The sequence below is a fragment of the Bradyrhizobium sp. S3.12.5 genome (assembly GCF_040548225.1).
In the GTDB taxonomy this organism is placed as follows: Bacteria; Pseudomonadota; Alphaproteobacteria; order Rhizobiales; family Xanthobacteraceae; genus Bradyrhizobium; species Bradyrhizobium cytisi.
Genome location: NZ_JBEPRF010000025.1, coordinates 36462 through 59832, shown reverse-complemented (window position 1 = coordinate 59832; position 23371 = coordinate 36462). Strand labels below are relative to the sequence as shown.

Sequence of the window (23371 nt, the reverse complement as noted above, 5' to 3'; positions counted from 1 at the left end):
CCCTTAATTGGGCTTGAAAAGCGTAGCTTTAGCGGGCACAGAGGCCATTCGATCCCTGACGCGCGGGCAGGCTTTTCGCCTTGGCCGTCAATGGACTACGGATGGCCCAGTTTCCAAAGAAAATCACCGACGATCCCTATGAGGCGATGGTCCTCATTCGCCGCCTGGTCACGGAACAGGGCGTCGTCTACTGGCGGCGCTACCTCGTCGCCTTTGCGCTGATGGCGGCGGCCGCCGGCGCCACCGCAGGCGCGACCTACGTGCTCGGCCAGGTCATCAACCAGGCCTATGTCGACAAGAACATCCCGGGCATCGCGATGTTCTCGGGCGTCACCGTGATCCTGCTGTTCATCAAGGGCGTGGCGACCTACGGCCACATGGTGATCCTGACCAAGATCAGCAACGCCATCCTCGCCACCAACCAGCGCCAGCTGTTTGCCAAGCTGATGCGCGAGAGCGTCGGCTTCTTCTCGGAGCGGCATTCGTCCGAATTTTTGGCCCGGCTGACGGCCGGCGCCAAGTCGATCACCGATGTGCTCAACATGCTGGTCAACGCCATCGGGCGCGATCTGCTGATGCTGCTCGCCATGATCGGCGTGATGGTGTGGCAGGATCCGCTGATGTCGCTGATCGGCCTCGTCGCGGTGCCGCCGGCGATGCTGGTGCTGCGCAAGCTGGTCAAGCGCATCAAGGGCCTCGCCTTCAACCAGTTCACCGGCACCGCCGACATCATGGAAACGATGCAGGAATCGCTGCAGGGCATCCGCACGGTGAAGGCGTTCACGCTCGAAGAGACCATGCAGAAGCGCATCGACGAGAACATCGCGATCGTCGAGCGCAACGCCAACAAGATGGCCCGCGTCGCCAACCGCTCCAACCCGCTGATGGAAATGCTCGGCGGCTTCGCGGTCGCCGGCTGCTTGCTTTATGGCGGCTACAGCGTGGTCGCGCTCAACGCCACGCCCGGCGCGTTCTTCTCGTTCATGACCGCCTTCCTGATGGCGACCGAACCGGCCAAGCGGCTGGCGCGGCTCAACATCGACCTCAACAGCCAGCTCGTCGGCGCGCGCATGCTGCTCGAGGTCGTCGACAGCCCGGCCAGCGAGCATTCCGACGACGACAAGCCGGCCCTCAAGCTTTCCGATGCGCGGATCGAGCTGCGCGACGTCAGCTTCTGCTATCGCGCCAATGAGACCGTGCTCAACCGCATGAGTTTTGTTGCCGAGCCCGGCAAGGTCACCGCGCTGGTCGGCCCCTCTGGCGGCGGCAAGTCGACCGTGCTGGCGCTGCTGCTGCGCTTCTACGAGGTGAGCCAAGGCGACATCGTGATCGACGGCCAATCGATCGGCGCGGTATCGCGCAAATCGCTGCGGGCGCAGACCGCCTATGTCGGCCAGGACGTCTATCTGTTCCGCGACACCATCCGCAACAACATCGCCTTCGGCAGACCAGGCGCGAGCGAAAGCGAGATCATCGACGCCGCGAAGGCAGCCTGCGCGCATGATTTCGTCATGAGCTTCCCGCTCGGCTACGACACCCCGGTCGGCGAGCACGGCACGCAGCTCTCGGGCGGCCAGCGCCAGCGCATCGCGGTGGCGCGCGCGCTGCTCAAGAATGCCCCGATCATCCTGCTGGACGAAGCCACCGCCGCGCTCGATTCCGAATCCGAGCGGCAGGTCCAGGAGGCGATCGAGCATCTCTGCCAGAACCGCACCACCATCGTGATCGCGCACCGGCTGCACACCATCATGCATGCGGATGCGATCCTGGTGGTCGAGGGCGGCGAGATCGTCGAGCAAGGCCGGCATGACGAGCTGCTGCGCCGCTCGGGCCGTTACGCCTCGTTCTTCCGCCTGCAACATCGCGACGCCGGCGCTCTGGCGCCGATCAGCGCCACCGCATAAAGTTCCGTCCACCTCAAGAGCAGCGAGATCGCTTCATGAACGCCGCCTCCTACGTCATCCCGCTTCCGCCCCAGGCTTCGCTTCCCGTGGTCGGCGAGGCCGGCCGCTATCCGGTGCGCCGCATCTGGTGCGTCGGCCGCAACTATCTCGAGCACATCCGCGAGATGGGCAATGACGAGCGCGCGCCGCCGTTCTTCTTCGCCAAGCACGCCGACATGCTGGTGCCGGACGGCGCCACCATTCCCTATCCGCCGCTGACCAAGGATCTGCATCACGAGGTCGAGCTGATCGTCGCGATGAAGAGCGGCGGCCTCAACATTCCCGCCGACAAGGCGCTCGACCACGTCTACGGCTACGCCGTCGGTATCGACCTCACCCGCCGCGACCTCCAGATCGCCTCGCGCAAGAAGGAGCGCCCGTGGGAGATCGGCAAGTCGTTCGACGGCTCGGCGCCCGCCTCTGCGGTGCAGCCGGCCTCGAAGATCGGCCATCCCGCCAAGGGCAAGATCTGGCTCACGGTCAACGGCAAGGAAGCCCAGAAGGGCGACCTCAACGAGCTGATCTGGAACGTGCCGGAAATCATCTGGCAGCTCTCGCAGCAGGTGAAGCTCGCCGCCGGCGACATCATCATGACCGGCACGCCGGCCGGGGTGTCGCAGCTCCAGCCCGGCGACAAGCTCGAATGCGGCGTCGACGGCGTCGGCACGCTGAAGGTGAGCATCGGCCAGCCGGAGTAAGGCTGACCTCGAGATCACGGGAAAAGCAAAGCCCCGGAGATGGCGTCCGGGGCTTTTTGTGGTCTCAAACTCGCCGCTCGTGCGCGCCCACCGCGTTGATGTCCTTCCCGGTGTAATCGGTCATCATCGCGGTTGCGGCCAGCGTTATGACTGCGCAAATCGCGATATAGACCGCAATGGCGGTCGCCGAGTGGAACGTGCCGAACAGCCAGGCGGCGATCAGCGGCGCGGGGCCGCCGGCGATCACGGATGCGAGCTGATAGCCGAGCGAGGAGCCGCTGTAGCGCAGGCGCCCGGTAAAGCTCTCGGCGATCAACGCGGCTTGCGGCCCATACTGCATGTCATGCGGAATCAGCGACAGGATGATCGCCAGGAAGATGATGGTTGGCGATCCGGTATTGAGCATCGCGAAATAGATGAAGCCGAAAATGCCCGTGGCGGCAGCGCCGAGCATGTACATGTTCTTGCGGCCGATCTGATCGGAGATGTGGCCGCAGAGCGGGATCGAGACAAAGGACAGCACCGAGGCCGACAGCACCGCGGTCAGCAGGAAGTCGCGCGAAACGTGCAGGGTACCGATGCCATAGGAGAACACGAAGGCAGTGAAGATGTAGAACGGCGCCTGCTCCGACATGCGCGCGAACGCGGACAGCAGAATCTCCTTCGGATATTCCCGGATCACGGTCAGCATCGGCGTGCGCTCGACCTGACGTTCAGCCACGAGCTTTGAGAACACGGGCGTTTCGAGAATGCCGAGCCGGATGTAGAGGCCGACACCGACCAGGATGATGCTGAGCGCGAACGGAATGCGCCACCCCCACGCCAGGAACTGATCGCCCGCCATCTGGCTGAACGCCAGCACGGCAAGATTGGCGAGAAATAGGCCGCATGGCACGCCGAATTGCGGCCATGATGCGATCAATCCTCGGGATTGATCGTTGCGGGCCCATTCCATCGACATCAGCACCGAGCCGCCCCACTCGCCGCCGACGCCAACGCCCTGAATGAATCGCAGTACGGTCAGGATCGCGGCGCCCCAGATGCCGATGCTTGCATAGGTCGGCACCACGGCCACTGCGGCAGTCGCCAGTCCCATCAAGAGCAGGGTCGCGATCAAAGTGGATTTGCGTCCGATGCGGTCGCCATAGTGCCCAAAGATGGCCGCGCCGATCGGGCGCGCGACGAAGCCGACCGCGTAGATCGCAAACGCCTCCAGCGTGCCGACCCAGGGATCGGAGTGCGGAAAGAACAGCTTTGCGAAAACCAGACCCGTGACGGTGCTGTAGAGAAAAAAATCATACCATTCGATCGCAGTCCCGATCGTGGAGGCGATCACGGCGCGACGAAGCTGGCGCTGATGCTCGGATGTGGTGAGTTGGGTGACATCAAGGTCGAGTGTTGCCATCGGAATGCTCCCTCCGACAGACCCCCACTTGCGCGTTTTCATCGATTGTTCGTTGCGGAACAAACGATATCAGGTTCCAATAGTTCCAGCAGGCTGGAACGAGAGGCTAAGACTTTAGTCGCCGATGGAGCCCGCGGTGACCGCCCTCTACCAAGCCTTCACCGGCCGATTGGCGTGGCTCGTCTGCGGCACACCGCGGTTGAGCGACATGTGGGAATGCACACACAGCCAACCATCTCGGTCTCTTGAAAACACCATCGTCGCCCGGCCGGGACGCGGAAATGCGCTGCCATCGGGATGATAGCCCGTGCTCGTCCAGGGCGCGATCACCGTCGCCATCGTGCCGTCGCGGGATGCCAGGATCGCGATCTGATCGAGCACGAAGCGGAAGTCGGTCGTCTTCGGCCAGACGTTGTCCCATTGCGTCGCGACCCATTGATCGAGGCCGGGGATGACATCGTTATGCGTGCCGAAAGCCAGCGCGTCAGGATGGAAGAGCGGCCGCGCAGAGGCATAGTCGACCTCGCGGACATAACCCGCGAAGGTTTCCAGCCACTGACGAAAGAACTGCGTTATATCGGTATTCGCGGTCGGCAAGGAGGCCATCGCCTGCTCCATATTCGGGCAACTCAATCCCGGCAATCTTTGTTGCCACGGGCCGAACTATCCAGCAAGACTCCCACACGCGGTCAGGACCGGAGGGGTCGCCGCATTGACAACGAGAGGTGTCTCTGATGTCGACCACGACCACCGAGCTTGAAGCGCTGCTGATGCAGCGCTCGCTCACCGACCCACAGCTTGTCGCCGCCGCAGAGCAAGCTTCGGACTTCCGCATCCTGCCGGACGCAACCGTCATCAAGATCGGCGGACAGAGCATGATCGATCGCGGTCGCGCCGCAGTCTATCCGATCGTCGAGGAGATTGTTGCGGCCCGTAAAGCCCACAAGCTCCTGATCGGCACCGGCGCCGGCACCCGCGCGCGGCATCTCTATTCGATCGCCGCCGGGCTTCGCCTGCCGGCCGGCGTGCTGTCGCAGCTCGGCGCTTCCGTGGCCGACCAGAACGCCGCGATGCTTGGACAGCTGCTTGCCAAGCACGGCATCTCTGCCGTCAGCAGCGCCGGGCTATCGTCCGTGCCGCTGTTCCTCGCCGAAGTGAACGCGGTGATCTTCAGTGGCATGCCGCCCTATAGCCTGTGGATGCGGCCGGCGGCCGAGGGCGTGATCCCGCCCTACCGCACCGACGCCGGATGCTTCCTCGTCGCCGAGCAGTTCGGCTGCAAGGCGATGATCTATGTGAAGGACGAGGACGGCCTTTACACAGCAAACCCGAAAACATCGAATAATGCGACCTTCATTCCGAAAATCTCGGTGGCGGAAATGAAGGCCAAGGGTCTGCAGGATTCCATCCTGGAATTCCCGGTGCTCGATCTCCTCGCCGCGGCGCGCCACGTCAGTCAGGTGCAGGTCGTGAACGGCCTTGTCCCCGGCAACCTCACCCGCGCGCTCGCGGGCGAGCATGTCGGCACCATCATCACCGCGAGCTGAAGAGAGCAGTTATGGCTGACACCAACCAGATCAAGCACGTCGCCTCGCCGCTCGCCCGCCAGACCCTTCTGGACAGCGATCTCACCCGTCCTGTCGCCGGCAATCGCCCGATCAAGCTGCTGCCCTGGCTGCAGGTCATCAAGATCGGCGGCCGCATCATGGATCGCGGTCACGAAGCGATCCTGCCGCTCGTCGATGAATTGCGATCGCTGCTGCCCGAGCATCGCCTGCTGATCCTGACCGGCGCGGGCATCCGTGCCCGCCATCTCTACAGCGTCGGTCTCGACCTCGGCCTGCCGGTCGGCTCGCTCGCGCCGCTCGCCGCCAGCGAGGCCGGCCAGAACGGCCATATCCTGGCGAGCCTGCTTGCACCCGAGGGCGTCTCCTATGTCGAGCATCCGACCATTGCGGGCCAGCTCGCGATCCACCTCGCGGCGGCGCGCGCGGTCGTCGGCAGCGCCTTCCCGCCCTACCACCATCACGAATTCCCGACCTCGCGCATCCCGCTGCATCGCGCCGACACCGGCGCCTTCCTGCTCGCCGATGCGCTTGGGGCCGCCGGCCTCACGATCGTGGAGGACGTCGACGGCGTCTACACCAATGATCCCAATGGCGCTGATGGCAAAACGGCCGAGCTGCTGAAAGAAACCAGCTTCGCCGAACTCGCGAAGCTGAGGGGCACGCTGCCGTTCGATCCTGCGCTGCTCGAGGTGATGGCGAATGCACGGCACATCGCGCGCGTGCAGGTGGTCAACGGCCTCGTGCCCGGCCGGATCAGCGCGGCACTGCGCGGGCAGCATGTGGGCTCGACCATTCAGACAGGCGCTAAGACTGCCTGATTGCGGCTGGAGCGTATCCACAAACAGAAAGCCCTGGAGATCGCTCCGGGGCTTTTTGATTCCGAGATCGTCACCGCAGCGCTGACAGCACAATCAGGCCGAGGATCAACGCCGTCAGCGAATATTTCAGCGTGTAGTAGACGTTACGGTTCCACTCCTTGATCTTGCGGCTGCCGAGGTGGATCTCGTAGAGCTTGCCGAACACCTTGTTGAGCACGCCGACGCTCTCGCCGTCGACGTTCTGGGTTGCCGATGCCTTGACGATGCGATGGCTAACCCAGCGATTGATCGCGGTCATGAAGCCGTATTTCATCGGACGCTCGACGTCGCAGAACAGGATGATGCGGTTGACGTCGGTCGCATTCTCCGCGCTGTGAATAAAAGTCTCGTCGAACATGAAGGCCTCGCCGTCACGCCAGACGCATTCGACGCCGTCGACCAGGATGCGGCACTTGTTCGAGTTCGGCGTCACCAGGCCGAGATGATAGCGCAGCGAGCCCGCGAAGGGATCGCGGTGCGCGCCGAGCTTGCCGCCCGGCGGCAGCATCGCGAACATCGCGCCATGCACGCTCGGAATCGAATTGAGCAGCTCCACCGTCTTCGGGCACAGCGTGCGCGCCGAGGGCAGGAAGTCGTCGTACCATTTCAGGTAGAAGCGTTTCCAGCCGCTTTTGAAGAACGAATAGAAGCCCCAATCGTTGTTCTTCGCTGCCGCGCGGATAAAACCTTCGTCGAACAGGCGGACGGCCTCGTCGCGGATGGTCTCCCAGTTCTCGCTGAGCGGCTTCAGTTCGGGAAACTGCTCGACGGAGATGACGGGCTTGTTCGGCACGGCCGAGCCTGCATACATCAGCACATTGTAGGGCGCGAGATAGGTCGAGTGATCGCCGAGCTGGCGCGCAAAGCGCAGCCGCTGCTTGCCACGGAAGTGAACGTAAATCGTCGAGGCCGCGAGCACATACAAAATGACAAGTTGCGGCGAAAAAAGCTGCTTTAGCATTCCCCAAGTTCCCGAGTGACACAACCGGGGACGTGATCTAACGCGACCCAGCCCGAGCGGCAAGATATTCACCGCTGGGTTGCGGTCACTCTGGGGAGAACATCCGAGGAGAGATCGGGCCGAAGCGGACCGAAACGACCCGATTCATGCCCGCGCCAGCGCCTGGAGACCCTTGAAGGTCAGGCGCTTGGGGTCGGTGACGCCGGCGAGATAGAGCCGGCGGATAAAGGCGACGACAGCATCGCGGTCGCAATCGGTCAGCGCGACGACGGCGTCGACCGCGATCTTCTGGGCTTCCATTGGGCTCACCTCGGCCTTGCGAGTAACCCCGGCCGAGACAGGCTAGGACTCATCCGTTAATCCGGCGTTAACTGTTCGGAACCATCCCCGATTCAGCCGGGCGGCCGTATACGCAAAACAACGCATTGGCAGCCGCGACGCGACAACTCAGCGAGCTCACTCCGCGCAAGGCATAGAAGCGGCGGCGGCGTGATCAGGAATATCGCATCACGCCGTCGTCGATCCTGCCGAACCGCAGTGACACGATGTCGAAGGCGTAGTTCTGGTACAGCCGCCACGGCTGCTTCGAGCCCTGCTTCGGCATCTTCGCGACCGAGCGCTGGACATAGCCGGAGGTGAAATCGAGCGACGGCTGCGCGGTGATCTCGGGGTCGTCATTGTGCGGCATGCACTGACGGAAATTGTGCCGGTCCATGTAGTTGATGAGACGGCAGACATATTCGCAGGTGAGATCGCATTTCAGCGTCCAGGACGCGTTGGTGTAACCGAAGGCCGAAGCCATGTTCGGCACGTCGGCATACATCATGCCCTTATAGGTCAGCGTGCTCGCGAAATCGACGGCGCGGCCATCGACGCTGATCTCGAGGCCGCCGACCACCTGGAGCACCAGGCCCGTCGCCGTCACGATGATGTCGGCCGCTAGCTCGCTGCCGTCCTTCAGGCGGATGCCGTCGCGGGTAAAGGTGTCGATCTCATTGGTGACCACGGCGGCGCGCTTTTCGCGGATCGCCTTGAAAAGATCGCCGTCGGGCACGAGGCAGAGCCGCTGGTCCCAGGGGTTGTAGCGCGGCGTGAAATGCGTGGCGATGTCGTAGTCCGGCCCCAGCGCCATACGCATGCCCCCGAGGATCAGGTTCTTCACCTTGTCCGGCCGCCGCCGGCTGAGCTGGAAGAAGAACATCCCCCACATCACGTTGCGCCAGCGGATCAGGTGATAGGCCAGCCGCGCCGGCAAATTGCGGCGCAATTTGTTGGCGACGGGATCCTGCGCCGGGCGCGACACCACATAAGTCGGCGAGCGCTGCAGCATGGTGACCTGCGCCGCGGTCTTGGCGAGCTCCGGCACCAGCGTCACCGCGGTCGCGCCGGAGCCGATCACGACGACGCGCTTGCCCGCGTAGTCGATGTCCTCGGTCCATTTCTGCGGATGCACGATGCGGCCGGCAAAATCCGCGACGCCATTGAACTCCGGCGTATAGCCCGCCTCGTATTTGTAATAGCCTGAGCACATGAACAGGAAATTGCAGGTGAAGCGCACGAGCTCGGTCGCGCCCTCCCCTGCGGTACGCTCGACCTCGACGGTCCAGCGCGCTTCCTGCGTCGACCATGCCGCGCGCTTGACGCGATGGCGGAAGCGGACGTACGCCTCAATGCCGTTCTCGGTTGCGGTCTCGCGCACATAGTTCAGGATCTGCGGCCCGCCGGCGATCGCCTTCGGATCGGTCCACGGCTTGAAGGAATAGCCGAGCGTGAACATGTCGCTGTCGGAGCGGATGCCGGGATAGCGAAACAGGTCCCAGGTGCCGCCGATGCAGTCGCGCCCCTCCAGGATGACGTAGCTCTTACCCGGGCACTTGGTCTGAAGATGATAGCCCGCGCCGACACCGGACAGGCCGGCACCGACGATCAGCACGTCGAAATGCTCTTGTTGCATGGTTTCCTCCGCCAGCGGCGATAGTCCGCCCGTCGCTGCTGGCCGTCAATCGCCAAACAGCCGCGCAGCGACTGCAAAGCGAATTGAATTCCATGCGCCGAAACAACAAAGCCCCGGATCGCTCCAGGGCTTTGCGTCGATGATCGATGTGATCTGCGGATCAGTAGCGGTAGTGATCGCTCTTGTACGGACCTTCCTGCTTCACGCCGATATAGTCGGCCTGGTCCTTGCGGAGCTCGGTGAGCTTGACGCCGATCTTTGCGAGATGCAGGCGCGCGACCTTCTCGTCGAGCGTCTTCGGCAGCACGTAGACTTCCTTCTTGTACTTGCCGTCCTTGTTGTTGGCGAACAACTCGATCTGCGCCAGCGTCTGGTTGGTGAAGGACGCCGACATCACGAAGGACGGATGGCCCATCGCGTTGCCTAGGTTCACGAGCCGGCCTTCCGACAGCATGATGATGCGGTGCTTGTCGGGGAACTCGATCTCGTCGACCTGCGGCTTGATGTTGGTCCACTTCAGATTGCGCAGAGACGCGATCTGGATCTCGTTGTCGAAGTGACCGATGTTGCAGACGATGGCGCGATCCTTCATCGCGCGCATGTGCTCGATGGTGATGATGTCCTTGTTGCCGGTCGCGGTGACGAAGATGTCGGCGCGGGGCGCGGCGTCTTCCATGGTGGTGACTTCATAACCCTCCATCGACGCCTGCAGCGCGCAGATCGGATCGACTTCCGACACCATCACGCGGCAGCCGGCCTGGCGCAGCGAAGCCGCCGAACCCTTGCCCACGTCGCCGAAGCCCGCGACCATCGCGACCTTGCCCGACATCATCACGTCGGTGCCGCGGCGGATGCCGTCGACCAGCGATTCACGGCAGCCATAGAGATTGTCGAACTTCGACTTGGTGACGCTGTCGTTGACGTTGATGGCGGGCCAAAGCAACGTGCCGGCCTTCTGCATGTCATAGAGACGATGCACGCCCGTGGTGGTCTCTTCGGAGACGCCCTTGATGCTCTTGGCGATCTCGGCGAAGTAGCCCTTCGGCTTTTCCTTGAGCTGCTTCTTCAAAAGCGCGAAGAAGACTTCCTCTTCCTCCGAAGCCGGCTTGTCCAGGAACGCGGTGTCGCCGTTCTCGGCGCGCAGGCCGAGATGGACGTACATGGTGGCGTCGCCGCCGTCGTCGAGGATCATGTTCGGGTGACCGCCGCCGTGCCAGTCGAACAGTTTTGCGGTGTAGTCCCAGTATTCGGTCAGCGTCTCGCCCTTGACCGCGAACACTGGAATGCCGGCGGCTGCGATCGCAGCCGCCGCGTGGTCCTGCGTCGAATAGATGTTGCAGGAGACCCAGCGAATGTCGGCGCCGAGGGCTGCCAGCGTCTCGATCAGCACGCCGGTCTGGATCGTCATGTGCAGGGAGCCGGCGATCCGCGCGCCCTTCAGCGGCTGCTTCGGGCCGTACTCTTCGCGGGTGGCCATCAGGCCGGGCATCTCGGTCTCGGCCAGCGAGAGTTCCTTGCGGCCGAACTCGGCGAGCGAGATGTCCTTGACGATGTAATCGGTGAAGCCGGGCTTCGCGTTCATAGGGGGTTCCTGTTTGTTGGGCTCGTCATTCCGGGGCGCTCGTGAAACGAGCGAACCCGGAATCCGGAGGTTCGAGATTCCGGGTTCGCCGCTGTCGCGGCGCCCCGGAATGACGCAAGTGAACTAGACCGCGCGCTTGAGCGCCTCGACGAGATCGGTCTTCTCCCAGGAGAAGCCGCCCTCGTTGTCCGGCGTGCGGCCGAAATGGCCGTAGGCCGAGGTGCGCGCGTAGATCGGGCGGTTGAGATCGAGATGGCTGCGGATGCCGCGCGGGGTCAGGTCCATCGCCTTGGCGGCGGCCTTCTCGAGCTGGTCCTCCGACACGTTACCGGTGCCGTGGGTATCGATGTAGATCGACAGCGGACGCGCCACGCCGATCGCGTAGGCGAGCTGCAGCGTGCAGCGATCGGCAAGGCCGGCCGCGACGATGTTCTTGGCGACGTAGCGGGCCGCGTAAGCCGCGGAGCGGTCGACCTTGGTCGGATCCTTGCCGGAGAACGCGCCGCCGCCATGCGGGGCCGCGCCACCATAGGTGTCGACGATGATCTTGCGGCCGGTCAGGCCGGAGTCACCATCGGGACCGCCGATGTAGAACTTGCCGGTGGGGTTGATGTGCCAGATCGTCTTCGGCGTGATCCAGTCCTTCGGCAGCGCCTCGCGCACATAGGGCTCAACGATGTCGCGGATCTGCTTCGACGAGATGTCCTCGACCAGATGCTGGTGCGACACCACGATCTCGCGCACGCCGACCGGCTTGCCGTTCTCGTACTGCACGGTGACCTGGCTCTTGGAATCCGGGCCCAGCACCTTCTCCCTGCCGGAATGACGGGCTTCGGAGATGAGACGCAGGATCTTGTGGGCGTAGAAGATCGGCGCCGGCATCAGGTCGGGCGTCTCATTGGTGGCGTAGCCGAACATGATGCCCTGGTCGCCAGCGCCCTCTTCCTTGACTTCGCCCGGCTGCAGCGCGTCGACGCCCTGCGCGATGTCGGCCGACTGCGGGTGCAGCAGGATCTCGATGTCCGCCTTCTGCCAGTGGAAGCCGTCCTGCTCGTAACCGATGTCCTTGATCGCGTCGCGCACGACGCTCTCGATCTGCTCGTTGGTGACGGACTTCGGACCGCGGGTCTCACCGGCGATCACGACCTTGTTGGTGGTGGCCAGCGTCTCGCAGGCCGCGCGGATAGCCCACGGATCGATGCCGGCCTTGGGCCCTTCCCGGTAGAACAGGTCGACGATTTCATCGGAAATCCGGTCACAGACCTTGTCCGGATGGCCCTCGGACACGGACTCGCTGGTGAAAAGATAGGACGCGCGCATCAGTAACCCCTTGTTCCGCCGCTTCAGGCGGAGTTTGCGATGTTTACCCTTGGATTATGTCAATCACGCCGGCGCGAGATGACGTAGGATTCGTCGAGAAACCAGAGCCCGTTGTACTTTCGCAGCACATCCCTGGCGGCATCCAGAGTGCGGCCGTTTTGAGTCATATCTGTCAACCGGTCGTCCTCAATCTGAGCGACATACACCGCCGCGTTCCACGCTGCAAAGGCCGTCGAGGTTCCGATGGTACCCGTCACCTCGTTGGGCAGCGCTTCCATATCATACCTGAAGATCGAACGGTTGTCCGCGTAAGCATTAAAATTTAAGTCGCGGCCCAACGACCCCAGCTCATACTTAACGGCGCGCAATAGCTCATGACGGCTGACCGAGAAAGGATTTTCTCCGGGCCAGATCGCCTGGATCATTTCCATGCCGGGATCGTGACCGTGGGAGTGGATACCGATCAGGCGGCCGCCCGGCCGCAGCGCCCGCGCCAGCGGTGCAATGATCCGCTTGGCCCGGAAATTGACCGAGGACAGCGCGCGGTATGGCTGGGATGCGATCACGAGGTCGAAATTGGCCTCAGTCTGGCCCGGTCGTGGAATCGTCGAATCCAGCAGGAACCGCTGGTCCTCGCGGTAGAGCACCAGCACGACCGGCCGCTCATACAGCGGCATCGCCGTGCGCGGGCTGATCGCGGCACGCCAGTTCTGCTCCAGGAACGGCCGAAGCTCGGCGATCTGCTGCTCGAACTCGCCTGATGAGGCGCCCCGCAGCGGAACCTCGTGCCAGACGGTGGCCGCCGCTGCCGCAGGCGACGCCGGCGTGAGCCAGGGCGCCTCCGAGTAGAACATGTTGGTGAAGACGAAAACCGACGCCGGATGCTCGAAAATGCGGTCCGGCACCTTCTCCAGCGTCAGGCGCAGATCCTCCAGACTGAGCTCCTTGCCGGCCACATAGAACGGCATGTGCGGGTAGCGCTGGTGCGTGGCGCGCAGCACTCGCGCCAGCACCGTGCCATCACCGACGCCGGCATCGAAGATGCGGAGGGCGGGCGGCCGAGGATGGATGCTGGCGAGCTCCAGCGCGACACGCTCCGCAACCACCCGCTTCTCGCTGCAGGTGTGGACGAACAGCAGATACTTCTGCCGGTTCTCGAAGAAGCGGAAATTGCCGCGCGGATCGCGCTTTTCCGGGGGCACCTGGAGCCCCCGCGGCGGCGGCAGGCCGCCCGTCGTGGACGCGGCGATATAGGCCTGGATCCGTTCCAGCGTGTCGATGGTGATGCGCTTGCCCTCGCGCAGCCGCTGCACGAGCTTCCCATCGTTCACCGCACGCCGGCCAAACGTCGATTCCGCCATGTCCGCCTTGCGGCAGAACTCGGTGATTTGGCTCAGGATTTCGTCGTTTTTCATGAGTGGGACAGTGGTGGGCAGAAAAGTTGGGACCCACCTCCTAGCAAATTCTGCCCACTCGTGGAATACCCGAGTAATGCGCCCGCCGGGCATGTCAGGGGATGAGGAGGGCGATGAACCCCGGCGCGCCGCCGGGCAACAAACAAGCGCCTCTCCCTAAGTCAGGACCATCGCCATGCGCCGCCTGCTCGTCGCGCTCTCCCTTCTCTTGGCGACCCTTTGGTCGGCGCCTTGCTCCGCCCAAGCGCGCAGCCAGCTCGGACCGCTCTGCACCACCGAGACCACGCCGGCGGACCAGATGGTCGACGCCTGCAGCAAGATCATCGCGCTGAAGGTTTTCAAGGGCGAGCAGCTCGCGACCGTCTATTTCTGGCGCGCGGTGGGCTGGAACAGGAAGGGCGACTACGCCCGTGTCATTGCCGACACCACCGAAGCGATCCGGCTGCAGCCGAGCCAGGCGGTCTACAACTTGCGGGGCTCGGCCTATTACGACAAGGGCGACTACGACATCGCGATCGCGGATTTCGACGACGCACTGAAGCTGGGGCCGCCTGATGGCATCATCTTCCATAATCGCGGCAATGCCTGGCGCGGCAAGGGCGACTACGCCAAGGCGATCGCCGATTACGACATGTCGATCAAGGCCGATCCGAAATCGGCGTTCTCGTTCCAGAACCGCGGCATCGCGAAGGGGGCGCTGGGCGATCTCGACGGCGCGCTCTCCGACTTCAACCAGGCAATCCGGCTCGATCCGACGCTGCCGCAGCCGCTGATCAACCGCACCGCGATCTGGCGCGCGAAGAGCGATCTCGATCGCGCCATTGCCGACGGCTCTGAGGCGATCCGGCTCGCGAAGGAGAAGCCGCCGGTCAACATCATGACACCGCCGAACAGCGTGCTGATCTCCGCCTACAGCCATCGCGCGCTCGCCTATGAGGCCAAGGGCGACTACGCGCATGCGAAAGACGACTACAACGCAACGCTTGCAATCGTGGCCTCGGACGCCGGCAGCAAGGCCAATCAGGCCACCGCAAAAGTGCGACTGTCGCTGGTGACGGACCCAGCCGCGCCGATCCCGCGCGACGCGCCGGCCCCGTCGGGACAACAGCTGATCACGCCGACGCAGCAGCAGGGTAACACCGCGCCTGCACCCTCGCCTGCCCCCGCAACGCCCGGCAAGCGCATGGCGCTCGTTATCGGCAATGGCGCCTACGCGCATGTGAGGGCACTGCCCAATCCGCCCAACGATGCGCGCGCCGTCGCCAAGAGCCTGCGTGACATCGGCTTCGTTGTATCGGAGGGCGTCGATCTCGACCGAGCCGCGATGCAGAAGGTGACGCGCGACTTCCTGCGAGAGGCGGCGCGGGCGCAGGTCGCAATCGTCTACTATGCCGGTCACGGTGTGCAGGTCGACGGCCGCAACTACCTCATTCCTGTTGACGTCGAGCTCAAGCCCGGCACAGGACTCACCGAGGCGATGATCGACATGGACACGATATTGGCCGGCCTCGACGACCAGGTTCGTACCAACATCCTGATCTTCGATGCCTGCCGCAACAATCCGATGGCGCAGCAGGTCGCAGCCGCAGGTAGCAGTCGCGGCATCGAGGGGACGCCAGGCCTCGCAGCTCCGTCGAGCCTCGGGTCCGGCGCGACGTTAGGGGCCGGCACGCTGATCGCGTTCGCGACCGCACCGGGCCAGGTGGCGCTCGACGGTGAAGGTGCCAATTCGCCATTCTCAGCGGCGCTGTCCCGCCACATCGGCACGCCGGGGCTGGAAGTGCAGCAGATGCTGACGCGGGTGCGGGCCGAGGTGGTCTCGGGCACGAAGAACAAGCAGGTGCCGTGGTCGAACTCGTCGCTGCTGGGCGAGGTCTATCTGGCGGAGAAGTGAGGGCAGCGGGTACGTTGCCTGCGGTGACGCGAAGTACTCCCCGCCCTCAGTGGTCATCGCCCGGCTTGACCGGGCGATCCAGTATTCCGAGAGGTCCGTGGTTCATCGAGAAGCCGCGGCGTGCTGGATTCCCCGCCTCCGCGGGGAATGACAGCGCGGTGTGGAGACTTACTGGCCCCACACTTCCTTCGCGATCTCCACAGCAAGGCTAAGCTTGGCCCACTGCTCCTCCTCGGAGAGGATGTTGCCTTCTTCCGTCGAGGCAAAGCCGCACTGCGGCGACAGCGCGAGCTGCTCCAGCGGGGCGAACTTGGAGGCTTCTTCCAGACGACGCTTGATATCGTCCTTCTTCTCGAGCTCGCCGAACTTCGACGTGATGACGCCGACCACGACGACCTTGTTGCCCTTGGGCAGGAAGCGCAGCGGCTCGAAGCCGCCGGCGCGGTCGCTGTCGTATTCCAGGAAGTAGCCGTCGTAATTGGTGCCGGCCAGCATGGTCTCGGCCACCGGCTCGTAACCGCCCGAAGAAATCCAGGTCGAGCGGAAATTGCCCCGGCAGACATGCGTGGTCACCACCATGTCGGCGGGCTTCTCGGCCAGCGCGTAATTGATGATGCGTGCGTAGATCTGCTGGAGGCCTTCCGGATTGTCGCCGCGCTCGCGCGCCTTCTGCAACTCGTCCTGCGAGCAGAGATAGGCCCAGACGGTGTCGTCGAACTGGAGATAGCGGCAGCCGGCGTCGTAGAACGCCTTGACGGCCTTGCGGTAGGTCTTGCCGAGGTCCTCGTAGAAAGCGTCGAGATCCGGATAGACGTCCTTGGAGATCGCCTTGCGGCCGCCACGGAAGTGAAGCACGGCTGGCGAGGGGATCGTCATCTTGGCGGTGACGTGGGCCTGGTCGGCGGACTTCTTCAGGAAGCGGAAGTGATCCAGCATCGGATGGTCGTCCGGGAAATCGAGCTTGCCGATCACGCGGACCGCGTCATGCCGCGTCTCGACGCCTGCGAACTGGATGCCCGTGTCCGGATGAAACATTTCGCAGCCCGTGAGCCTGGCCAGGAAATCGAAATGCCACCAGGAGCGGCGGAATTCGCCGTCGGTCGCGAGCTTCAGGCCGACCGAGGCCTGCTTGTGCACGACCTTCTCGATCTCCAGGTCCTCGATCTTGCGCAGATCGTCGGGCGAAATCTCGCCCTTCTCGAGCTTCGCGCGGGCTTCCTTGATCTTGGCGGGACGCAGGAGGCTGCCGACCTCGTCGGCGCGGAAGGGGGCTTTGGTTCGCTGCATTCTTGAACTCCCGAGGATTTTTTAGTGGGCCGCCGCCCCTGCGACGCCGAGGTGGCGCTCCAGGACCGACGGGTCGGCCTTCAGCGCGGCGCTCGGGGCGTCGTGGACGATCGTTCCGCGCTCCAATATCACAACACGGTCGGCGAGCCCCAGAATCTTTTGGGCGTTCTGCTCGACAATGATCGAGCAGATGCCGCCGGCCCGGGTGATGGTCCCGATCGCCTTCAGAAGCTCCTCGACGATGATGGGGGCCAGCCCCTCGGTCGGCTCGTCAAGCAGCAGGACTTTTGGGTTGAGGGTCAGCGCACGGCCGATCGCCAGCATCTGCTGCTCGCCGCCGGAGAGCTGGTTGCCGAAGTTGCTCCGCCGCTCCTTCAGCCGCGGGAACATCTCGTAGACCTTCGCGACGGTCCAGGAACCGGGCTGCGCCACCGCAGTCATGTTCTCCTCCACCGTCAGCGAGCGGAAGATGTTGCGCTCCTGCGGCACCCAGCCAATGCCGGCGCGCGCCCGCTGGTCCGGCCGCATGGTCGTGACGTCGGTGCCGCCGAGGGTGACGTTGCCGGAGAAACGGCGGGTGACGCCGACGATTGAGTTGATCAGCGTGGTCTTGCCGGTGCCGTTACGCCCGAGCAGCGCCAGCACCTGTCCGTCGGCAAGGCACAGGGACATGTTGGGCAGCACCACCGCCTCGCCATAGCCGGCGCGAAGTGAATCGATTACGAGCAGGTCAGACATTGACCGCCTCCTCGCCGAGATAGACCGCCTTCACCTGCGGATCACGCGCGACCTGGTCGGGCGCACCTTCAGTCAGCAGTGCACCGGAGACCAGCACCGAGATGCGATCGGCAAAGGAGAACACAAGGTCCATGTCGTGCTCGATCAGCAGCACGGTGACGTCGCGCGGCAGACTGCCTACAACGGCGAGAATGTCGTGGCGCTCGCTCTCCGGCACGCCGGCGGCGGGCTCGTCCAGCAGCAGCACGCGCGGTTTGGCGGCGATCGCGACCGCGATCTCGAGCAGGCGCTGCTTGCCGTAGGGCAGCGTCACGGTCTCTTCGTTCATGACATCGAGCAGATGGAAACGCGTCAGGAGATCGGCGATCTCGTCATTGACGTCGTTGCGCGTGCCCATCCGCCGCCACCAGTCGCCGCCATGGCCGAGGCGCTCGGATACGGCAAGGCCGATGGTCTCGAGCGGGGTGAGATCAGGATAGAGCTGGTTGATCTGGAAGGTGCGCGACAGGCCGCGCAGCACGCGCTTGTGCACCGGGAGATCGGTGATGTCCTGGCCTTCGAGCAGGATGCGGCCGGAGTTAGGCTTGAGCACGCCGGTGAGCTGGTTGATGACAGTGGTCTTGCCGGCGCCGTTCGGACCGATCAGCGCATGGCGGGCGCCCTGCTCGATCTTCAGCGACAGGTCGCGGGTGACGCGCAGGCCGCCAAACGTCTTTTCGAGATTCCGGGTTTCGAGCGCGATGGTCATGCGTCGCTCTCCGGTACAGCGACGACGGCCTTGCGTCCGGCGACCTGCTTGATGATCAGGTTCGGCACATAAAGCACCCAGCGATGCAGGCGCTGGCGGCCGACCAGCACGATCACGACCAGCACGAGGCCGATCCAGAACTGCCAATATTGCGGGGTGATCGTGGAGAACACTTCCTGGAGCATGCGGAAGATCACCGCGCCGATCAGCCCGCCATAGAGATAGCCGGTGCCGCCGATGACGAGCACCAGCATCAGGTCGGCGGAGCGCTCGAAGGCGAAGACGTCGAGGGAAGCGATCGCGGTGGTCTGCGTGAACAGGGCGCCGGCGATGCCTGCATAGAACGCCGCGAGCGTATAGATCGCGATCAGGCGGCGGTTGACGGGGATGCCAATGGCCGCGGCGCGGAGCGGATTGTTCTTGATCGCACGCAGCGACAGGCCGAACGGCGAATGCACGATGCGGCGGGCGAGAAGGAACAGCGCGAACAGCACGGCTAGTGAATAGAAGAAGCCGGCCTTGCCGAACATGTCGAACGGGATCTCACCGAAGATCGGCTGCATCTCGATTCCTTGCAGGCCGTCAGTGCCGCCGGTGATGTTGGAGAAGCGCTCGGCGAGCGCCTCCAGCAGCAGCGCGATGCCGAGCGTCACCATCAGCCGGGTCAGGTCGACGCCGCGGATCACCAGGAAACTGGTGGCGAAGCCGAGCACCATCGCGGCGAGGCCTGCGGCAATCAGCGCCAGCACCGGCTCGTTGATGATGCCGTGCAGCGCCAGCAAGCCGGCGGCATAGGCCCCGACGCCGAAGAAGGCGGCGTGACCGAGCGAGACGATTCCTGCATAGCCAAGGACGAGATCGAGCGACATCGCAAACAGCGCCAGCCGCAGGATGTCGGTCATGATCAGATAGCGCGTGGGGAACAGAAAGCCGCAAGCGAGCACGACGAGCCAGAAGGCGGCCTCGCCATAGTGCCAGCGCGCCCGCCGTTGGGCGTGATAACCGACGTCGGAAGAAGCGTTCATCGGCAAACTCAACGCGCAGCCGTGCGGCCGAACAGTCCGTTCGGGCGCCAGATCAGGATCACGATCATCATGGTGTAGATCACAAATGGTCCCATCTTCGGCACGTAATATTTGCCGGCGACGTCGCCGATGCCGAGCAGGAGCGAGGCCAAAAACGGTCCGGTGATCGAGGACGAGCCGCCGACGGTGACCACGATCAGGAAGTAGATCATGAACTTCAGCGGGAAATACGGATCGAGGCCGAGGATCTCGGCGCTCAGCGCACCACCGAGACCTGCGAGCCCGCATCCAAAAGCAAAGGTGAAGGCGAACACCTGCGGCACGTTGATGCCGAGGCCGCTCGCGGCGCGGGGATCATCGACGGCGGCACGAAGGCGGCTGCCGAAGCGGGTCCTGGCCAGCACCATCTGCAGACCAATGGTGAGCAGGCCGCAGATCACGATGATCATCAGCCGGTAGCGGCCGATGCCGACGCCGAATACGTCGAACTGGCCCTGCAGCGCGGCCGGCAGGTTGATGAAGACCCGCGACGAGCCCTGGATGTAGTCGACGGCCGCGACCGACATGAACGTGAGACCAATGGTGAACAGCACCTGGTCGAGATGGCTGCGTGCATAGAGATGGCGATAGAGCGTACGCTCGAGCGCAATTCCGATCGCGGCAGCCGAGACGAAGGCGAGCGGCAGCGCCGCGAAGAACGGCCAGCCCATCCTGTTGACCAGCACCATGCAGACATAGCCGCCGGCCATGGCGAAGGCGCCATGGGCGAGGTTGACGAAGTTCATCAGGCCGAGCGTGACCGCGAGCCCGCAGGCGAGCACGAACAGCAGCATGCCGTAGGCAACGCCATCGAACAGGTTGGTGAGGATTGAGGTCATCGAGCGTCGAGCGATCCTGGTAGACGTTCGTCATTCCGGGGCAGCACGAATGCCCTGAACCCGGAATCTTGCTTCAACAACTTCTGGATCCCCGATGCGCGCTAAGCGCGCTCGGGGATGACCCGCTTTCGCGGGTCACTTCTTGGTCTTGCCGAGATCCTTGACGGCCTCGAAGGTCGCGAACTCGACGTTGTAGAGCTCGCCGTCGACCTTCTCGACCTTGCGGATGTAGACGTTCTGGATGATGTCGCGCGTCTCCGGATCGATCGAGATCGGGCCGCGCGGGCTCTCCCACTTCTGACCCTTCATGGCTTCGACCAGCTTGGTGCCGTCGGTGTCGCCATTGGTCTTCTTCAGCGCCTCGTAGATCAGGTGGATGCCGTCATAGCCGCTCACCGCCATGAAGCCGGGACGCGTGCCGAACGCCTTCTTGTAGGCGGCGACGAAGTCCTTGTTCATCGGCGAGGGATGCGCGGCCGAGTAGATGTGCGCGGTCACGGTCCCGAGCACGGCGTCGCCCATATTGTTGAGCAGGTCGTCGTCGGTGACGTCGCCCGGTCCGATCACCTTGATGCCGGCCTTGTCGAGGCCGCGCTCGGCATATTGCTTCATGAAGTTGCCGCCCTGGCCCGCCGGCACGAACACGAAGATCGCGTCGGGCTTGGCATCCTTCATGCGCTGCAGGAACGGCGCGAAATCGGGGTTGGCGAGCGGCGTCTTGACCTCTTCGACCACCTCGCCGCCGCCGGCCGTGAAGTGCTCCTTGAAGAAGTTGAGCGCGTCATTGCCCGGCGCGTAGTCCGAGGTCAGCGTCGCCACCTTCTTGATGCCGTTCTTCGCCGCCCAGTCGCCGATGATGGTCGAGGACTGCGCCAGCGTGAAACTGGTGCGCACGATATAGGGCGAGCGCTCGGTGATGATCGAGGTGCCGGCCGCCATCACGACTTCCGGAATCTTGGCCTGCGTCGCCAGCGGCGCGGCCGCGAGCGCTGCCGGCGTCACGCCGAAGCCGCCGATGAAATTGACCTTGTCGTTGACGATCAGCTCCTGCGCGGCGGTCTTGGTCTTGTCCGGGATCGCCGCATCGTCCTTGAGGATGATCTCGATCTTCTTGCCGGCGACGGTGTCGCCCTTCTGCTGCATGTAGAGCTTGATCGCGTTCTCGATCTGCTTGCCGGTCGAGGCCTGCCCGCCGGTCATCGGCAGGATCAGGCCGACCTTGACGGTGTCTTCCGCCTTGGCCGGTGCGAGGGCCGCAAGGCCGGCGACGGCAGCAAGCGCGGCCACCCGAGAAAAGTATTTGCGTTCGAACATCAGATGTCCCTCCCCTTCATTCCTGGCCTCTTGTGCGTCGGACCGAGTGCCCGGTCCTTGCCTCACCTTAACCCACGCACGGGCGATGTCGCGCGTCACAAGGCGTCTTCCGCGCCCTCATTGTCAATCGGACGTTTGGCGACCATGCGGCGCAAGCGGCGCGTGCCAATGACCAAGCGTGAAGCGCGATGTCGCGGTTACGCCGGGCAACCCGAGCACCTCGATCCCGGTCGCATCCATTTGTACGATTGTACAAATAAAATGGACCTGTCAACGAAAAAGCCCGGTCGCCGGCCAAGCCAGATTGTCGCGAGCCGATGGCCGCATTCTAGAAATGCGACCTGGCGGGTGGATGGAGAATTTCGTCTTTCATTTGCAGAATTTGAACATTGGCAAACGAGGTGCTCATCCTGTCTGGTATTTGGATACCCACCTCGAATAAGCCAATTTTATCTTGTTGAAGGCTACCTTCCTGACCCGCTGGTTACCCGGCGTCTCATCACCCCAAGCTCCGAACCCGGCGCCGTACGATGTCCATACGTTTTCGTTCTCTCCTGCTTCTCGTCGGGCTTGCCGCGGGTCTGTCCGGCTGCGGCACGGTCAACGAGAAGCTCACGGCGGGCATGGGCGACTATGTCCCGCAATGGGCCGGCGGCCTGCCTGCGGACGCCCCACCGCGACCGGGCACGCCGCAGTACGACGCATGGATGAAGGAACGGGAGCAGAAGCGGCTGATGCCGGCGGTCGGTCGCGCGAACGAAGTGCAGGCCCAGAAGGGCGCAACCGGATCGACATCTGGCGACGCGGTACGCTAGGCCGGTTCTTTACCTCTTCCCTCAGCCCCGCATCGAGAAGAGTTAGAGCAACTCAATCCACAAACACGACGGTCTTGCGGCCATTGAGGATAACGCGGTCGTCGAGGTGATAACGGATCGCACGCGCCAGCACGCGGCGCTCGATGTCGCGGCCCTTGCGGACGAGATCTTCCGGTGTGTCGCGGTGGCTGATGCGCTCGACGTCCTGATCGATGATCGGGCCTTCGTCGAGGTCGCGCGTGACATAATGGGCGGTCGCGCCGATCAGCTTAACGCCGCGCTCATGGGCCTGGTGATAAGGCTTTGCGCCCTTGAAGCCCGGCAGGAACGAATGATGGATGTTGATGCAGCGGCCGGACAGCTTCGCCGACAGGTCATCCGACAGGATCTGCATGTAGCGGGCGAGCACCACGAGATCGGTCCCGGACTTGGCGACGAGATCGAGGATCTGCGCCTCCTGCTCGCTCTTGGTCTCCCTGGTGACCGGCAAATTGTGGAACGGGATGCCGCCGAAATCGAGCCCGGCATAGACCTCGCGCGGATGGTTGGAGACGATCGCGGCCAACGTCATTGGCAATTCGCCGGTGCGCCAGCGGTAGAGGATGTCGACGAGACAGTGGTCGGACTTCGACACCAGCAGCATCACTTTGCGATGCGCGGCGCGGTCGCGCATCTGCCACTCCATGCCGAAACGCTCGGCGATGGCGGCAAAGCCGGTCTGGAGCGCGGCCAGCTCCACGGCGAGATCGGCCGCGGTGAACACGACGCGCATGAAGAAATTCCTGGTCTCGACGTCGTCGAACTGCTGGGCGTCGAGAATGTTCTGCCCGTTATGGGCGAGGAACGTCGACACCGCCGAGACGATGCCGGGGCGATCCGGGCAGGACAGGGTCAGAACATATTGATGGTCGGGCATGGCTCTTGATGAAGGTCTGGGCAATGGGGTTGCGGAACGACCCGCGATTTGCG

The 23371-nt window shown here is 63.8% G+C and carries 21 protein-coding genes; 6 read left to right on the top strand and 15 right to left on the bottom strand.

All coding sequences use genetic code 11. The annotated features are described in order from the left end of the window. Nucleotides 1-101 precede the first annotated feature (101 nt). Both ABIC09_RS30120 and ABIC09_RS30115 read left to right on the top strand, forming a co-directional pair. Nucleotides 102-1904, top strand: a complete 1803-nt coding sequence (locus ABIC09_RS30120; RefSeq protein WP_354111528.1) for an ABC transporter ATP-binding protein — start codon at nucleotides 102-104, stop codon at nucleotides 1902-1904. Between the two features lie 35 nt (nucleotides 1905-1939). Continuing rightward, on the top strand, nucleotides 1940-2641 hold the full coding sequence (locus ABIC09_RS30115; protein WP_354035047.1) for a fumarylacetoacetate hydrolase family protein: 702 nt from the start codon (nucleotides 1940-1942) through the stop codon (nucleotides 2639-2641). Nucleotides 2642-2705: 64 nt separating this feature from the next. Here ABIC09_RS30115 and ABIC09_RS30110 read toward each other — a convergent pair whose 3' ends face one another. Both ABIC09_RS30110 and ABIC09_RS30105 read right to left on the bottom strand, forming a co-directional pair. Beyond that, nucleotides 2706-4046, bottom strand: coding sequence for an MFS transporter (locus ABIC09_RS30110; RefSeq protein ID WP_354084006.1), 1341 nt, complete (start codon nucleotides 4044-4046; stop codon nucleotides 2706-2708). Between the two features lie 147 nt (nucleotides 4047-4193). Then, nucleotides 4194-4652, bottom strand: a complete 459-nt coding sequence (locus ABIC09_RS30105; RefSeq protein ID WP_354111527.1) for a YybH family protein — start codon at nucleotides 4650-4652, stop codon at nucleotides 4194-4196. A 128-nt stretch (nucleotides 4653-4780) separates the two neighbouring features. On the opposite strand from ABIC09_RS30105, the gene ABIC09_RS30100 reads away from it, so the two are divergent. Continuing rightward, nucleotides 4781-5593 (top strand): amino acid kinase family protein, encoded by an 813-nt coding sequence (locus ABIC09_RS30100; RefSeq protein ID WP_354035041.1) that lies wholly within the window; start codon nucleotides 4781-4783, stop codon nucleotides 5591-5593. An 11-nt stretch (nucleotides 5594-5604) separates the two neighbouring features. Beyond that, on the top strand, nucleotides 5605-6432 hold the full coding sequence (locus ABIC09_RS30095) for an amino acid kinase family protein (RefSeq protein WP_354111526.1): 828 nt from the start codon (nucleotides 5605-5607) through the stop codon (nucleotides 6430-6432). Nucleotides 6433-6502: 70 nt separating this feature from the next. Here the strand turns inward: ABIC09_RS30095 and ABIC09_RS30090 are convergent, their stop codons facing one another. The 6 genes from ABIC09_RS30090 to ABIC09_RS30065 all read right to left on the bottom strand — a co-directional run bounded on the left by ABIC09_RS30090 (nucleotide 6503) and on the right by ABIC09_RS30065 (nucleotide 13703). Then, nucleotides 6503-7432, bottom strand: a complete 930-nt coding sequence (locus tag ABIC09_RS30090) for an aspartyl/asparaginyl beta-hydroxylase domain-containing protein (protein ID WP_354111525.1) — start codon at nucleotides 7430-7432, stop codon at nucleotides 6503-6505. Nucleotides 7433-7576: 144 nt separating this feature from the next. Further along, nucleotides 7577-7732, bottom strand: coding sequence for a hypothetical protein (locus ABIC09_RS30085; RefSeq protein WP_187434840.1), 156 nt, complete (start codon nucleotides 7730-7732; stop codon nucleotides 7577-7579). Between the two features lie 193 nt (nucleotides 7733-7925). Continuing rightward, a complete protein-coding gene (locus tag ABIC09_RS30080) occupies nucleotides 7926-9386 on the bottom strand; it encodes a flavin-containing monooxygenase (RefSeq protein ID WP_354111524.1) in 1461 nt (486 codons plus the stop codon). A 160-nt stretch (nucleotides 9387-9546) separates the two neighbouring features. Continuing rightward, nucleotides 9547-10968 (bottom strand): adenosylhomocysteinase, encoded by a 1422-nt coding sequence (ahcY, locus tag ABIC09_RS30075; RefSeq protein WP_148751264.1) that lies wholly within the window; start codon nucleotides 10966-10968, stop codon nucleotides 9547-9549. Nucleotides 10969-11091: 123 nt separating this feature from the next. Then, on the bottom strand, nucleotides 11092-12288 hold the full coding sequence (gene metK, locus ABIC09_RS30070; protein ID WP_354111523.1) for a methionine adenosyltransferase: 1197 nt from the start codon (nucleotides 12286-12288) through the stop codon (nucleotides 11092-11094). Between the two features lie 59 nt (nucleotides 12289-12347). Then, the gene (locus ABIC09_RS30065; RefSeq protein WP_148751560.1) at nucleotides 12348-13703 is read right to left on the bottom strand and encodes a hypothetical protein; all 1356 of its coding nucleotides are present in this window, start codon (nucleotides 13701-13703) and stop codon (nucleotides 12348-12350) included. Between the two features lie 175 nt (nucleotides 13704-13878). Between ABIC09_RS30065 and ABIC09_RS30060 the strand changes: the two genes are divergently transcribed. Continuing rightward, nucleotides 13879-15597 carry a caspase family protein gene (locus ABIC09_RS30060; protein ID WP_354111522.1) on the top strand — a complete coding sequence of 573 codons (1719 nt, stop codon included), beginning with the start codon at nucleotides 13879-13881 and terminating at the stop codon, nucleotides 15595-15597. A gap of 168 nt (nucleotides 15598-15765) precedes the next feature. Here the strand turns inward: ABIC09_RS30060 and ABIC09_RS30055 are convergent, their stop codons facing one another. The 6 genes from ABIC09_RS30055 to ABIC09_RS30030 form a co-directional block, all read right to left on the bottom strand. Beyond that, a complete protein-coding gene (locus tag ABIC09_RS30055; protein WP_354111521.1) occupies nucleotides 15766-16884 on the bottom strand; it encodes a cobalamin-independent methionine synthase II family protein in 1119 nt (372 codons plus the stop codon). A gap of 21 nt (nucleotides 16885-16905) precedes the next feature. Beyond that, nucleotides 16906-17622 (bottom strand): ABC transporter ATP-binding protein, encoded by a 717-nt coding sequence (locus tag ABIC09_RS30050; RefSeq protein ID WP_354111520.1) that lies wholly within the window; start codon nucleotides 17620-17622, stop codon nucleotides 16906-16908. After that, nucleotides 17615-18370 (bottom strand): ABC transporter ATP-binding protein, encoded by a 756-nt coding sequence (locus ABIC09_RS30045; RefSeq protein WP_148751259.1) that lies wholly within the window; start codon nucleotides 18368-18370, stop codon nucleotides 17615-17617. Before ABIC09_RS30045 ends, ABIC09_RS30050 begins: the two co-directional genes overlap by 8 nt. After that, nucleotides 18367-19395, bottom strand: coding sequence for a branched-chain amino acid ABC transporter permease (locus ABIC09_RS30040; RefSeq protein ID WP_354111519.1), 1029 nt, complete (start codon nucleotides 19393-19395; stop codon nucleotides 18367-18369). Before ABIC09_RS30040 ends, ABIC09_RS30045 begins: the two co-directional genes overlap by 4 nt. Before the next feature lie 8 nt (nucleotides 19396-19403). Continuing rightward, complete coding sequence (locus tag ABIC09_RS30035) at nucleotides 19404-20273, bottom strand: branched-chain amino acid ABC transporter permease (protein WP_148751257.1); 870 nt, start codon at nucleotides 20271-20273, stop codon at nucleotides 19404-19406. Nucleotides 20274-20408: 135 nt separating this feature from the next. Beyond that, nucleotides 20409-21587 carry an ABC transporter substrate-binding protein gene (locus ABIC09_RS30030; protein WP_354111518.1) on the bottom strand — a complete coding sequence of 393 codons (1179 nt, stop codon included), beginning with the start codon at nucleotides 21585-21587 and terminating at the stop codon, nucleotides 20409-20411. Nucleotides 21588-22117: 530 nt separating this feature from the next. On the opposite strand from ABIC09_RS30030, the gene ABIC09_RS30025 reads away from it, so the two are divergent. Then, nucleotides 22118-22402 (top strand): hypothetical protein, encoded by a 285-nt coding sequence (locus ABIC09_RS30025; RefSeq protein WP_354111517.1) that lies wholly within the window; start codon nucleotides 22118-22120, stop codon nucleotides 22400-22402. A 52-nt stretch (nucleotides 22403-22454) separates the two neighbouring features. Here the strand turns inward: ABIC09_RS30025 and purU are convergent, their stop codons facing one another. Next, complete coding sequence (gene purU, locus ABIC09_RS30020) at nucleotides 22455-23318, bottom strand: formyltetrahydrofolate deformylase (protein WP_354111516.1); 864 nt, start codon at nucleotides 23316-23318, stop codon at nucleotides 22455-22457. Nucleotides 23319-23371 lie beyond the last annotated feature (53 nt).

What these genes read in the sequence shown, in the direction of transcription:
- ABIC09_RS30120 (WP_354111528.1), top strand. Translation starts at nt 102, where the DNA reads ATGGCCCAGTTTCCAAAGAAAATCACCGACGATCCCTATGAGGCGATG.
- ABIC09_RS30115 (WP_354035047.1), top strand. Translation starts at nt 1,940, where the DNA reads ATGAACGCCGCCTCCTACGTCATCCCGCTTCCGCCCCAGGCTTCGCTT.
- ABIC09_RS30110 (WP_354084006.1), bottom strand. Translation starts at nt 4,046, where the DNA reads ATGGCAACACTCGACCTTGATGTCACCCAACTCACCACATCCGAGCAT.
- ABIC09_RS30105 (WP_354111527.1), bottom strand. Translation starts at nt 4,652, where the DNA reads ATGGCCTCCTTGCCGACCGCGAATACCGATATAACGCAGTTCTTTCGT.
- ABIC09_RS30100 (WP_354035041.1), top strand. Translation starts at nt 4,781, where the DNA reads ATGTCGACCACGACCACCGAGCTTGAAGCGCTGCTGATGCAGCGCTCG.
- ABIC09_RS30095 (WP_354111526.1), top strand. Translation starts at nt 5,605, where the DNA reads ATGGCTGACACCAACCAGATCAAGCACGTCGCCTCGCCGCTCGCCCGC.
- ABIC09_RS30090 (WP_354111525.1), bottom strand. Translation starts at nt 7,432, where the DNA reads ATGCTAAAGCAGCTTTTTTCGCCGCAACTTGTCATTTTGTATGTGCTC.
- ABIC09_RS30085 (WP_187434840.1), bottom strand. Translation starts at nt 7,732, where the DNA reads ATGGAAGCCCAGAAGATCGCGGTCGACGCCGTCGTCGCGCTGACCGAT.
- ABIC09_RS30080 (WP_354111524.1), bottom strand. Translation starts at nt 9,386, where the DNA reads ATGCAACAAGAGCATTTCGACGTGCTGATCGTCGGTGCCGGCCTGTCC.
- ahcY (WP_148751264.1), bottom strand. Translation starts at nt 10,968, where the DNA reads ATGAACGCGAAGCCCGGCTTCACCGATTACATCGTCAAGGACATCTCG.
- metK (WP_354111523.1), bottom strand. Translation starts at nt 12,288, where the DNA reads ATGCGCGCGTCCTATCTTTTCACCAGCGAGTCCGTGTCCGAGGGCCAT.
- ABIC09_RS30065 (WP_148751560.1), bottom strand. Translation starts at nt 13,703, where the DNA reads ATGAAAAACGACGAAATCCTGAGCCAAATCACCGAGTTCTGCCGCAAG.
- ABIC09_RS30060 (WP_354111522.1), top strand. Translation starts at nt 13,879, where the DNA reads ATGCGCCGCCTGCTCGTCGCGCTCTCCCTTCTCTTGGCGACCCTTTGG.
- ABIC09_RS30055 (WP_354111521.1), bottom strand. Translation starts at nt 16,884, where the DNA reads ATGCAGCGAACCAAAGCCCCCTTCCGCGCCGACGAGGTCGGCAGCCTC.
- ABIC09_RS30050 (WP_354111520.1), bottom strand. Translation starts at nt 17,622, where the DNA reads ATGTCTGACCTGCTCGTAATCGATTCACTTCGCGCCGGCTATGGCGAG.
- ABIC09_RS30045 (WP_148751259.1), bottom strand. Translation starts at nt 18,370, where the DNA reads ATGACCATCGCGCTCGAAACCCGGAATCTCGAAAAGACGTTTGGCGGC.
- ABIC09_RS30040 (WP_354111519.1), bottom strand. Translation starts at nt 19,395, where the DNA reads ATGAACGCTTCTTCCGACGTCGGTTATCACGCCCAACGGCGGGCGCGC.
- ABIC09_RS30035 (WP_148751257.1), bottom strand. Translation starts at nt 20,273, where the DNA reads ATGACCTCAATCCTCACCAACCTGTTCGATGGCGTTGCCTACGGCATG.
- ABIC09_RS30030 (WP_354111518.1), bottom strand. Translation starts at nt 21,587, where the DNA reads ATGTTCGAACGCAAATACTTTTCTCGGGTGGCCGCGCTTGCTGCCGTC.
- ABIC09_RS30025 (WP_354111517.1), top strand. Translation starts at nt 22,118, where the DNA reads ATGTCCATACGTTTTCGTTCTCTCCTGCTTCTCGTCGGGCTTGCCGCG.
- purU (WP_354111516.1), bottom strand. Translation starts at nt 23,318, where the DNA reads ATGCCCGACCATCAATATGTTCTGACCCTGTCCTGCCCGGATCGCCCC.